Below are 12,215 nucleotides of genomic sequence, written 5' to 3' on the forward strand. Positions count from 1 at the left end.
TTTTTTCCTGCGCTTGTGCATTGAAAAACCGCCATTGACCATAGAGCCTTTGACTCTTGGAAAAGCATTGGTTACAATGCTATCTCCAAATCCGGCAAGTACGTCTATTACACCGTCAACGCACAAGAAGGTGATGCCTACACAGAGCTGAAAGATCAAAACAACAACCTTCTGCTACATGTGGCCAGAGGCGTATCTCCCAAACTTAGCAAAGACGAACGCTTCTTGGTTAATACGGTAAAGCCTTTTTACAAAGAAACTCGAGACGCCAAAATCAAGAAGAAAAAGCCTAACGAAATGCCTCAAGATTCGCTGGTATTTTTCGACATCCAAACCAAACAGTCCACCAAGCTTGGACCAATAAAATCTTGGAAAGCCGCCCGCGAAATCGATTCGTACATCGCTTTCTCCCAAGAGCTTGAAGTAAAAGGCAAAGCAGACACCACTAAAGCCGACACTTCAATAACAAAGGCGCCAGCCAAAAAAACATCAGCAAAAAAAGAGTTGGTAGTCATTCTCTATAACCTAAGAACTAAAGACACCTTACAATTCTGGAAAGCGGAGAATTTCTACTTTGACGACAACGAAAAGTATTTTGTATATAATATTAAAGGAGCTGAAAAAGATAGCACCAAAACCCCAGGATTATATGTTTATAACCTTCAAGACAAAAAGGTAAAGAAGATTTACGACGGCAAAGCTACCTTTCAAAATATTACCTTCAGCGATGCTTCTGATAAGCTGGCTTTCGTCGTGGATACAAGCTCTGCAAAAGCACTGCTGAAGATGCCTAGCATCTATCAGTACGACTTCAAAGCGGAATCTGCCAAAGAGCTTATTTCAAAAAACACAGCAGGGATACCTAACAACTGGTACATTCCGACGTCCACAAACCTGTCGTTCAGCGCAAGTGGCAACAGGTTGTTCTTCGGCATAGCTCCTATACCAAAAGTCAAGGACACCACATTAGTGGAATTCGAACACGCAAAAGTGGACATCTGGCACTGGCAAGACGAGCTATTGATGACACAACAGTTGGCCTCCCTTCCTCTGCTGAAAAACAAAACATACAGAGCAGTATATCACTTTGCCGAAAATAAACTAGTACCTCTTGCAAATCTTGAGTTCGAAAACGTTAGTCTTACTGAAAATGCCGACGAAGAGTGGGGATTAACGTCATACACTTCTTTAGAAAACAAAATTGCAAGGCAATGGTCTGACGGCACAAGATCGGACATATATGTCGTATCGCTAAACAACGGAAATCGCCAGTTGGTAAGACGTGATTTCCTAGGAAATACAGCTCTTTCTCCGAAGGCAACACATGTGTTGCTCTTTGACAAAGAAAATCAAAATTGGTATGCATATAATATCAGCACCAAGACTACAGCATGTTTAACCTGCAACCTCAATGTTACTTTTGGCAATGAGGATAACGACTCTCCTGCCCTTCCACAATCTTATGGCATTGCCGGCTGGTCAAACGACCACAAAGGCGTATATCTTTATGATAAATATGACCTATGGTATGTAGACTTTGACGGCAAAACGCCAAAAAACATCACTCAATCTGCGGGGCGCAACAATAAAATTAGATTCCGTCTAATTTCCTTCAGCTCGAACAAACCTCGTTCGATGACGACTTATTTAGACCCCAAAAAAGTGGTCTTGTTGTCATCATTCAACGAAAACGACAAACAAAACGGAATATTCAAACTAGAAATAGCTAAAAATAAGGCTCCAAAAGAAATCATCCAGTCGCAACACGTTTATAAGCGAATATCGGCTGATGAAAATCAAACCATCTTCACATATTCTCGTGAAAATTATCAAGAATCAACGAATCTCTTTGTTTCCAAAGATTTCGTAAAAGCTACTCAGCTTACGGATATTAACCCTCAGCAAAAACAATACAACTGGGGTACTGCCGAATTGGTAAGATGGAAAACACCAAAAGGCTACGACGCAGAAGGTATACTCTACAAGCCGGAAAACTTCGATCCAAACAAAAAATATCCAATCATTGCCTACTTCTATGAAGTATTGTCAGACGGCTTATATAATTATCATGAGCCGGCACCTACCCCATCTCGTCTGATGATCCCTTACTTTGTAAGTAACGGTTACCTAGTCTTCGCTCCGGATATCCGTTACGAAATCGGACATCCTGGCAAATCGGCAGAAGAGTATATCAACTCAGGCATGCGCTATTTGGCGAAAAACAGCTGGGTAGACTCTACCAAGATGGGTATCCAAGGCCAAAGCTGGGGAGGTTACCAAGTGACACACCTCATCACCAGTACCAACATGTATGCCGCTGCATGGGCCGGCGCTCCGGTAGTAAATATGACTTCTGCTTACGGCGGAATACGCTGGCAAACCGGTATGTCACGCCAATTCCAGTACGAAAAAACACAAAGCCGTCTAGGGGCTACCTTATGGGAAAAACCAGAACTTTATCTTAGAAAACTCCCCTCTATTCAACATGGATAAGGTAACTACCCCTGTAGCTATCATGCATAACGACAACGACGGTGCCGTACCTTGGTATCAAGGTATCGAAATGTTTACCGCTCTACGCAGACTTCAAAAACCAGTATGGTTACTAAACTATAATGGAGATGGTCACAATCTGATGGAAAGACAAAATCGTAAAGACATACAAAGACGTCAAGCGCAATTCTTCGACCACTTCCTTAAAGGTAAACCTGCTGCAGATTGGATCAAAAAAGGTGTCCCTGCAGTAAAAAAAGGAATAGACTGGGGATTTAACATCACCGATTAATGTTCCCAAAAAATGCAAAGACCCGGAATTTACCGGGTCTTTGCATTTATTATACTCCCATACAACTGCCTTTGTAGTGAAATCATACACTATTCCCTCCTCTTTTCACCTTAAAACATAGGCTAAACCCACAAACAAAACACAACAAACCAACAAAAACACCACCAAAAAATCATAAAAAATCACATAAAAAAGACAAAAACACCCCTGTTTTTCAAACAAAAACCATAAAATCCGCACTAAAAATTATACAACACACTATTTTTTGATAAAAAAAATCAAAAAAAATTATAAAAATTTGATTTCATACTGTATTTTTGATACACATTAAAAAACAAAGAATAACAAAAACCAAACGAACATACAATGTCAAACTTCAGATTCGAATCAGTAAGCGCTGCTGCTGCTAGAAAAGCCTTCTCAGACGAGAAAGTGAGCACAAAAAGAGCAACAGAAATCTTTGGTAAAAACGTTTTTACCATCTCAAAGATGCAAGCTTACTTGCCAAAATCAACCTTCAAAGAATTATCAAAATGTATTGAAGAAGGCACTCCTATTTCACGCGAGTTAGCCGACATCGTTTCTCAAGCGATGAAAACTTGGGCTATCGAAAATGGAGCTTCTCACTACACTCACTGGTTCCAACCGTTGACAGGTTCTACTGCTGAAAAACACGATGCTTTCTTCGAACCAGATGAAAACGGAAATGCTATCGAAAAGTTTACTGGCGATGCCCTAGTACAGCAAGAGCCTGATGCTTCTTCTTTCCCTAACGGGGGTATCCGCAACACATTCGAAGCTCGCGGTTACACAGCTTGGGACCCTACCTCTCCTGCTTTCATCTACGAGACTTCTGCAGGAAAGACATTATGCATCCCTACAGTTTTCGTTTCATATACAGGGGAATCATTGGATTACAAAGCACCTTTATTGAAGGCTATTGCTGCCGTAGATAAAGCTGCTACTGACGTATGTCAATACTTCGATAAATCGATTACACGTGTAAATGCCTCTCTAGGTATTGAACAAGAATATTTCCTTGTGGACTTGGCCTTATACCACGCACGTCCTGACCTACAATTGACAGGTCGTACCTTGTTTGGTCATATGTCCGCAAAAGGCCAACAATTGGAAGACCACTATTTCGGCGCTATTCCAGATCGCGTATTGGCGTTCATGGTGGACTTGGAAAATGAAGCCTTAAAATTAGGTATCCCTTTAAAAACACGCCACAACGAAGTTGCACCTTCACAATTTGAATGTGCCCCAATGTATGAAGAAATCAACTTGGCCATCGACCACAACCAGTTGTTGATGAACTTAATGGATCAAGTTGCTTTCCGTCACAACTTCAAAGTATTATTACACGAAAAACCTTATTCAGGAATCAATGGTTCCGGTAAACATAACAACTGGTCCTTGATTACCAACACTGGCGTAAACTTGTTGTCTCCGGGAAAAACTCCTAAAAACAATTTGATGTTCTTGACATTCTTTGTCAACACCATCAAAGCCGTTTACGAGCACGCTGATTTGTTACGTGCATCTATCGCCAGCCACTCTAACGACCATCGTCTTGGTGCTAACGAGGCTCCTCCAGCGATTATCTCTATCTTCTTAGGTTCGCAATTAGATGAAATCTTGGAAGAGGTTGAGTCTGCACGAGTAGCGAAGAAAGTAAAAGCCGAAACAAACTTGTGGCATGGAATACCTAAAATTCCTGAATTGAAATTAGACAACACAGATCGCAACCGTACGTCGCCTTTCGCATTTACAGGCAACAAATTTGAGTTCCGTGCTGTAGGTTCTTCAGCCAATGCTGCTTTACCAATGACGATCTTAAATGCTATCGTTGCAGCTCAATTGATTGAATTCAAGGCTGAAGTAGATAAACAAATCAAAAAAGGAACGAAAAAAGATCTTGCAATCTTGAACGTTATCCGCAAATACATTAAAGAATCGAAACCTATCCGCTTCGAAGGCAACGGCTATAGCGATGAATGGGCTGCTGAAGCCGAAGCTAGAGGTTTGTCTAACATCAAATCAACACCTAAAGCATTAGACGTTTACGTTAAAGAGGAATCTTTAGAGCTATTTGAAAAGTTAGGCATCTACTCTAAACGTGAATCTGAAGCGCGCCACGAGATCTTGTTGGAAAACTTCTACAAAAAATTACAGATCGAGGCACGTGTGATTGGTGAAGTAGTGAATAACCAAATCGCTCCAGCATGCTTCCAATACCAAAACGAGCTGATCGAAAATGTGAAAGGACTAAAAGATTTAGGCTTACCTAAAGAAGCATACTCTTCACAACTCAACTTGATCGAACGCATCTCTAAACACACCAACATCATCTTGGAAAAAGCAGAAGAAATGCGTCAAGCTCGTAAAAAAGCTAATGTTATCGAAGACGTTCGCGAAAAAGCTATCGCTTACGACGAAGTAGTGAAGCCTTATTTTGATGAGATCCGTTACCACGTCAATAAACTTGAAAAGATTATTGACGATGCAAAATGGCCTCTACCAAAATTACGTGAGCTATTATTCATTCACTAACTAACCAATCTAAATATAACTTCTAACACGAAAGTAGTTTGTCTTAATCGACAACTACTTTTTTTGTTTTGGGGAAATTATAGTAATTTACCTTTATGAAAATAATAGGAATAATCCCAGCGCGCTACAGCTCTAGCCGCTTTCCCGGAAAACCGCTGGCCAATATCGCGGGCAAAACTATGATTCAGCGCGTATACGAACAATGTAAAAGTGCAGCATCCCTTCATGAGGTCATCATCGCAACAGACGATCAGCGTATTTATGAACATGTTCAAAGCTTTGCTGGAAATGTTATGATGACTAGCAGCTCCCACGAATCCGGAACTGATCGCTGTGCGGAAGTAGCCTCCAAGCTGAACGGATTTGACATCGCTATAAATATCCAGGGAGACGAACCTTTCATCGATCCGCAGCAGATAGATCTATTGGCTTCCTGCTTCGAAAACCCTAAAACAACAAATCGCTACTCTCGTAAAACGCATAGAAAACATTGACGACCTTTTTAACGAAAACAAACCCAAGGTCGTCCTAAACAAAAAAGGAGAAGCCATCTACTTCTCACGCCAGGCCATACCTTTCCAGCGCGGAGTCGACAAAAAAGAATGGCTAGACAAGAGACCTTACTACAACCATATAGGAATCTATGGATATCGCATCGACATCCTCAAAGAAATTACCAATCTTCCCGTATCGGACCTGGAAAGTATGGAAGCATTGGAACAACTACGATGGATAGACAATGGATACCATATACAAACCGCTCTATCCAACCACACAAATGACGCCATAGATACGCCCGAAGATTTGCAATATATCCTAAAAAAATATTTCAACCAATAGGTCTCTCCCTATTGGTTGATTATTTCCTATCACATTATCCCTCAAACTTTCAACACCTTGTTTTTTGAAAAACATAAGTAAATCAAATTTACTTCCCCTATTTTTCACAAAAACAAAGCTACCTAACTAAAGATTTAACACTTTTTGGAAGAAAAAAAATCAAAAAAGACATTTTTTTTATCAAAAAATTACCAAAATAAAAAAGGTTTTCAAACGGGGAGAATGAAAACCTTTCTAGATAACCAATTATAAACCTAAATTATGATACACAAAATTAAGGTTCAACCATTAAAAAATCAAGAGTTTTAACAATTTTTAACTTAAGAATTTAAAACCACTCGAATTAGTATAACTAAAACCCTTGAAATCGATATAAAAATACAACTAAAAAACCAAAAAACAAATATTTTTATAAAAATTTCACACAATAACATAAAAAACCTAATAAACAACATTAAACACATAATAAAAAACGCAAAGAAAACCATAAAAAAACAACTCAAAATTACTCTTTTCACTAACAAATTCAACTAAATACAAAGAAAAAATATATAAAAATCATTATGTACCTTTGTAATCAAAGGTAAAAAGTATGTTTACAGGAATAATTGAGACGTTAGGAGTCGTAAAAGACATAAAAAAAGAGCAAAGCAACCTACATTTCTATATTGAATCGCCCATTTCGAATGAACTTAAGATTGATCAAAGCGTTGCACATAATGGTGTATGTCTTACCGTGGTAGAAGTAGCCAACAATGTACATAAGATTACCGCCATCGATGAAACCTTGCGTAAAACCAACCTAGGCTTTCTACAAATAGGCGATATAGTTAATTTGGAGCGTTGCATGCCCGCCAATGGCCGGTTTGACGGACATATCGTTCAAGGACATGTAGATCAGACGGCAACATGTATTGAAAAAACTGACCAGCAAGGAAGTTGGCTCTTCACATTTCAATATGACACATCAACAAATAACATTACGGTAGAAAAAGGTTCTATAACCGTAAATGGAATCAGCCTCACGGTCGTAAATTCTCAAAAAGATAAATTCTCCGTAGCGATTATCCCTTACACCATCGAACATACCAACCTTAAATTTGTAGAAGAGGGTGATATTGTAAACTTGGAGTTCGATATTGTAGGAAAATATGTTTCAAAAATAATGGCTCTTAGAGATTAAGAGCCATCTTTATTCCAAATAGCTGCTCTGCCGCATGAGCAATGCTCTGTATTTATTGAATACGGCTGACTTAGAAATAAACCCTAAATAGGTTCCATCCTTATCCAGCACGGGCAGTATCCACACATCATCCCTATTCATCTTTTGCATTACAACTTCCATATTCTCATCGAGCAACACTGTATCGTTAGGTTTCTGTGCCAGTACTTCAAACGGCAGGTCAGCTCCTTTTTCCTCACCAAGAAGAATAGAAAATAAACGCTCACTATAAATAATCCCCAGAAACTTACCCTTCCTATCTACTACGGGAAAAATATTCCGTTTGGAATGTATAATATCCGTTTTACGCATGTTGGGCGTCTCTTCAGGATAAAGCACTACAAAATTGTGCTCTATAACATACCGCAATTTCATCATGCTCAATACCGTCCGATCCTTATCCTCATACGAAATGAGGTCTCCCGAATCGGCAAGCACTTTAGTATAAATGGAATGTTTCATCCCATAACGGTTAATCAAATACGATATGGAACAAACAATCATCAAGGGCACCATCAAGGCATAACTGCCCGTCACCTCCGCTATGAGGAAAAGGCCGGTCAATGGGGCATGCATGATACCGCTCAAGGCTCCTGCCATTCCTGCCATGACGAAATTAGGAACATTCAGCTGTATGATACCAGTCATATTGACTCCATAAGCAAAAGCAAAGCCTAGCAATCCTCCCATCACCAAACTAGGACCAAACACACCTCCATTTCCACCACTATTGACGGTAATCAACGAAGCAAAGGATTTGGCAAATAATGTAAGGACCGTATAAGCCAACACCACCCACGTCACATTCTTAAAATCCGAAAACAAACTATTTTTTACGACAGCATTAAAGTGTCCGTCTAGCAGTTGCTGTATGGTAAGATACCCTTCCCCATACAGAGCGGGAAAGATGAAAATAAATATCCCTAATAACACCCCACTTACCCACACCTTAATATAAGGACTATGAATCCTTGAAAACCAAGACTTGATAGTTTGGCTGAGCTTTGAAAAATAAATTGTATAAACTCCAACTATAAGCTGCCAATAAAAAATAGAAAAATAAAGCTTCTAACTCCCAATGGGTAGTATTAGTATAAAACAAAGGCTCACTATAAAAAATCTTGGACACTACAGCCGCCAATGCCGAAGATATAAGTAATGGAATTAGCACCGGAATAGAGAAATCCGTAAGCAGAATCTCTATCGAAAAGATCATTCCCGCTATAGGCTGTTGAATGCGCCCGAAATACCGGCAGAGGCCCCACACGCTAAAAGCATAGTCACCTCTTTATAACTCAATCCAAAGAGCCGCCCCATATTCGATCCTATAGCCGCTCCACTATGGGCTATAGGAGCCTCTAAACCCGAGGATCCTCCGAAACCTACCGTAAACGCCGCCGTAATAATCTGAGAATAAATATTGTGTGGCTCAATACGGCTAGATTTCCGTGAAATAGCGTAAATGATGGGCGTAATGCCGTGTTCAAACTTTTTTCCTTTCAGGATTTTCCGTATATATAATACGGATAGCAATATACCTATAAGAGGAAAAATCAGATAGATAGAATATTTGTAGTGCCAGTCTATATCATCCTGCAGAAAAGAAGCTATAGAATGAGTTAGGCCTTTTAGCAAAGAGGCTGCAATTCCTCCTACAATACCTACAACAAATGCTAAGAATATCACAAAGTTACGATTGGAAACCTTGTGCATCCTCCATTTATTCAGCTGATGTATCTTGTTTGCTATTATTCCCACAGTTTTATAAATCAAAACCCATTACTTCTTTTTTCTTCTTAGACTTAAACTTTTCTGGCACTATAGCCAATATCTCATTTTTCAACGTATTTACCGCCTGTTTCTTTACATAATTTTGCGTAGTGACAAGTGAAATTTCACGTACAGGCTCCGGCGCCTTGAAATAACGCACATGCGCAAGCTGATCTTCGTCATAATTCATGATGCTCATCTCAGGAAGTATAGTCACTCCCGAATTGATATCCACCATGCGTTTCAGGGTCTCTACAGACCCCGTATTGTAGTCGAAAGTACCATCCAAACCATAATTATGCTTGAAGTTACAAATATTTAATACTTGCCCTCGCATACAATGTCCCTCATTAAGTAGCCACAACTTCTCCTGTGCTATGTCGTCCGTACTCAAAACTTTCTTTTGATAAAGTGCACTCTTATCCGAAACATACGCTACAAAAGGTTCATAAAACAAAGGTGTTTCCATAATATTATTGTCTCCTAGCGGCGTAGACAAAATACCACAATCCAAAATACCTTGCTTCAACTCCTGTACAATCCTCTCAGTGGTATATTCCCAGATCTGAAGCTTTACCTTAGGATATTTATTTAGAAAGGCTGTAATCACATCAGGCAATAAATAAGGCGCCACCGTAGGGATAACACCTATACGCAGCTCCCCTTCCAATTCTCCTTTCTTTTCCAAGAGTATCTCTTGGATTTTCTTACTTTCCATCAACACTACTCTTGCCTGTTCAATAATTTTCATCCCTATCTCTGTAGGAACAATCGGCTGGCGGCTTCGATCGAATATTTTCACCCCTAAGGACTCTTCCAGCTTTTGTATCTGCATACTCAGCGTAGGTTGGGTGACATAGCACTTCTCTGCTGCAGCGACAAAACTTCTATAGGTATCGACCGCAACGATATATTCCAATTGAACTAAGGTCATATTATAGATAATATTTATACAAAAATAGAAAATTATACACATTGACTTATAACTATGTGTATCCATGACTAAAAAATGACTTTTCAAGACATCTTAATTTTCCCTACTGCCACATAAACAAAAGATTTCTTACTTTTGATAAAATATAGATGAGCAGAAAATGAAAGTAAAATCATTAGTGTTAGCAGGTTTGCTGCTCGGTGCAGCACCGATTTTTACCGCATCCATTCCGGATGAGGGAATGTTTCCTCTGAGTGAGTTAAGCCGTGCAGGATTGAAAAAAGCAGGACTGAAAATAAGTGAAAAAGATATCTACAATCCAGGACAGATAGGTTTGGTGGATGCCTTGGTACAAGTTTCCGGCTGTACAGGGTCTTTCGTCTCCCCTAACGGATTGATCATTACCAACCACCACTGTGCTTTCAGTGCCGTACAGCTTGCTTCAACACCGGAACACAACTACCTAGAAAACGGTTTTATTGCCTCTACCTTGGAACAGGAAATTGAAGCAAAAGGTCTTACCATCCGTATAACAGACTCTTACGAAGACGTTTCTGTCCGCGTGTTAAACGCTGTAGCCAACATAACTGACCCTATAGAGCGTATCAATACTATCAAAAAAGTATGCAACGAAATAGCAAAAGAAGCGGAAGCGAAAGACCCGAGCATCAAAGCCGAAGTTTCGGAAATGTTTATCGGTAAGTCGTATGTGCTTTTCCGTTATAAGACTATAGAAGATGTGCGCTTAGTGTATGTTCCTAGACAAGATATAGGAGAATTTGGTGGTGAAACCGACAATTGGGTATGGCCGAGACATACCGGAGACTTCTCTTTTCTTCGTGCGTATGTAGGACCGGACGGAAAACCGGCAAAGTACTCGAAAAACAACGTACCTTATAAGCCTAAGAAACACTTAAAAGTAAATCCTAAAGGAGTAGAAGAAAACGATTTCGTGTTCATCCTCGGATATCCGGGAAGAACATTCCGTCATAGACCGGCACAATTCATCGAATACCAACAGCAGTTTTTACTGCCTTACGTTTCGGAACTTTACGACTTCCAAAACCAACAGATGTTGCAGGCTGGAAAGGAGGACAAAGCCATAGAATTAGCCTTGGCCACACGCGTAAAACGTAATGCCAACGTACTCAAAAACTATAGAGGAAAATTAAAGGGCTTGCGTAACATAGACCTTATAGGCTCTAAAAAGAAAGAAGATACCGAATTGGCCACATTCATTCAATCCAAACCTGAGCTAAAAAGTAAATATGGCACCCTGATGGAAGAGATAGACAAACATTACCAACTGGTATTCTCGGATGCTATGCGTGAGCTGTGGTTCAATAATATGTACACAGGAATACGAACCTTCCAGATTGCAAGAGTCATTCAGGACCTCCAACAGGCTGTTGCCAACCAATCGAAAGATGCGGATAAAAAACGTATTTTTGAAAGTAACAAAGAAAATGTGCTGAAACAGCTGTCCAATATTTTCGAAAGCTATCACCTTACTGTAGATAAAAATATCGCAGGACATATGTTTGCGCAAGCGTACACCTTCCAAGACAAAAACACAATAGAAGCTATCAAAACTAAAGGCTTCACCAATGCTGAGGCTGCGTCGACATATATACAGCAAGCTATTCAGCTTTCTAAGCTTACATCTTTGGAAAATATCAAGTCTTCAGTATTGAAAGACTATAATACGCTTGCATCGTATTCGGACGAAGTGCTCAAAATCCACAAAGATTTAGTAAATGAGCTTGCTGTCTTCAGAAAAGAGCTTACACGACGGGAAGGCATTCTTAACCGCCTTATGGGAGATTATGTTGCTGTAAAGGAAATTTATCAGGCAAAAAATTTTATCCCTGACGCCAATTCTACACTACGCCTTACATTCGGTAACATCAAAGGCTATAGCCCTGCCGATGCTACCTATATGGCTCCCTTCACCTCCATCAAAGGACTTAATCGAAAAAGGAAATTCAGGATTACCTGAATTCAGATACCCGCAGGCAATCAAAGAAGCGTGGGAGAAAAAAGACTTCGGACCTTACGTAAGTAAAGAAAACCAATGAAGTGCCTGTAAACATGCTATACAATATGGA

Annotated in this window: 11 protein-coding genes and 1 pseudogene; 8 read left to right on the forward strand and 4 right to left on the reverse strand. The window is 39.8% G+C overall.

What is annotated here, in order from left to right; genetic code table 11:
• Window positions 1-180 precede the first annotated feature (180 nt).
• From SD31_RS19965 to SD31_RS05675, 7 genes and pseudogenes are all read left to right on the forward strand, one after another.
• Complete coding sequence (locus SD31_RS19965) at window positions 181-2,493, forward strand: S9 family peptidase (RefSeq protein WP_052258699.1); 2,313 nt, start codon at window positions 181-183, stop codon at window positions 2,491-2,493.
• Window positions 2,486-2,785 (forward strand): alpha/beta hydrolase family protein, encoded by a 300-nt coding sequence (locus SD31_RS19970; protein ID WP_052258700.1) that lies wholly within the window; start codon window positions 2,486-2,488, stop codon window positions 2,783-2,785. The genes SD31_RS19965 and SD31_RS19970 overlap by 8 nt, the downstream gene beginning before the upstream one ends.
• 366 nt (window positions 2,786-3,151) lie before the next feature.
• Window positions 3,152-5,341, forward strand: a complete 2,190-nt coding sequence (locus SD31_RS05665; protein ID WP_039053418.1) for a glutamine synthetase III — start codon at window positions 3,152-3,154, stop codon at window positions 5,339-5,341.
• 95 nt (window positions 5,342-5,436) lie between these two features.
• Window positions 5,437-5,835, forward strand: coding sequence for a cytidylyltransferase domain-containing protein (locus SD31_RS20695; RefSeq protein ID WP_316929780.1), 399 nt, complete (start codon window positions 5,437-5,439; stop codon window positions 5,833-5,835).
• Window positions 5,831-6,025, forward strand: a pseudogene (locus SD31_RS20700) (cytidylyltransferase domain-containing protein); the annotation flags it as partial. The gene SD31_RS20695 and the pseudogene SD31_RS20700, both read left to right, overlap by 5 nt.
• A gap of 21 nt (window positions 6,026-6,046) precedes the next feature.
• A complete protein-coding gene (locus SD31_RS20705; protein WP_316929781.1) occupies window positions 6,047-6,181 on the forward strand; it encodes a hypothetical protein in 135 nt (44 codons plus the stop codon).
• A gap of 592 nt (window positions 6,182-6,773) precedes the next feature.
• Window positions 6,774-7,364, forward strand: a complete 591-nt coding sequence (locus SD31_RS05675) for a riboflavin synthase (protein ID WP_039053419.1) — start codon at window positions 6,774-6,776, stop codon at window positions 7,362-7,364.
• A 9-nt stretch (window positions 7,365-7,373) separates the two neighbouring features.
• Here SD31_RS05675 and SD31_RS18560 read toward each other — a convergent pair whose 3' ends face one another.
• From SD31_RS18560 to SD31_RS05685, 4 genes are read right to left on the reverse strand one after another with little or no spacing between them, the layout of a single operon-like run.
• On the reverse strand, window positions 7,374-8,456 hold the full coding sequence (locus SD31_RS18560; RefSeq protein ID WP_316929782.1) for a chloride channel protein: 1,083 nt from the start codon (window positions 8,454-8,456) through the stop codon (window positions 7,374-7,376).
• Window positions 8,365-8,574: a hypothetical protein gene (locus tag SD31_RS18565; protein ID WP_231561220.1), complete on the reverse strand. Its 210-nt coding sequence runs from the start codon at window positions 8,572-8,574 to the stop codon at window positions 8,365-8,367. The genes SD31_RS18560 and SD31_RS18565 overlap by 92 nt, the downstream gene beginning before the upstream one ends.
• Window positions 8,575-8,624: 50 nt before the next feature.
• Window positions 8,625-9,161 (reverse strand): chloride channel protein, encoded by a 537-nt coding sequence (locus tag SD31_RS18570; protein ID WP_231561218.1) that lies wholly within the window; start codon window positions 9,159-9,161, stop codon window positions 8,625-8,627.
• Between the two features lie 4 nt (window positions 9,162-9,165).
• Window positions 9,166-10,107 (reverse strand): hydrogen peroxide-inducible genes activator, encoded by a 942-nt coding sequence (locus tag SD31_RS05685; protein WP_039053420.1) that lies wholly within the window; start codon window positions 10,105-10,107, stop codon window positions 9,166-9,168.
• Window positions 10,108-10,267: 160 nt separating this feature from the next.
• Between SD31_RS05685 and SD31_RS05690 the strand changes: the two genes are divergently transcribed.
• Window positions 10,268-12,106: a S46 family peptidase gene (locus SD31_RS05690; protein WP_052258701.1), complete on the forward strand. Its 1,839-nt coding sequence runs from the start codon at window positions 10,268-10,270 to the stop codon at window positions 12,104-12,106.
• The last annotated feature ends 109 nt before the right edge of the window (window positions 12,107-12,215 follow it).

The organism is Sphingobacterium sp. T2 (assembly GCF_000814685.1).
In the GTDB taxonomy this organism is placed as follows: Bacteria; Bacteroidota; Bacteroidia; order Sphingobacteriales; family Sphingobacteriaceae; genus Sphingobacterium; species Sphingobacterium thermophilum.

What these genes read in the sequence shown, in the direction of transcription:
- SD31_RS19970 (WP_052258700.1), top strand. Translation starts at nt 2,486, where the DNA reads ATGGATAAGGTAACTACCCCTGTAGCTATCATGCATAACGACAACGAC.
- SD31_RS05665 (WP_039053418.1), top strand. Translation starts at nt 3,152, where the DNA reads ATGTCAAACTTCAGATTCGAATCAGTAAGCGCTGCTGCTGCTAGAAAA.
- SD31_RS20695 (WP_316929780.1), top strand. Translation starts at nt 5,437, where the DNA reads ATGAAAATAATAGGAATAATCCCAGCGCGCTACAGCTCTAGCCGCTTT.
- SD31_RS20705 (WP_316929781.1), top strand. Translation starts at nt 6,047, where the DNA reads ATGGAAGCATTGGAACAACTACGATGGATAGACAATGGATACCATATA.
- SD31_RS05675 (WP_039053419.1), top strand. Translation starts at nt 6,774, where the DNA reads ATGTTTACAGGAATAATTGAGACGTTAGGAGTCGTAAAAGACATAAAA.
- SD31_RS05685 (WP_039053420.1), bottom strand. Translation starts at nt 10,107, where the DNA reads ATGACCTTAGTTCAATTGGAATATATCGTTGCGGTCGATACCTATAGA.
- SD31_RS05690 (WP_052258701.1), top strand. Translation starts at nt 10,268, where the DNA reads ATGAAAGTAAAATCATTAGTGTTAGCAGGTTTGCTGCTCGGTGCAGCA.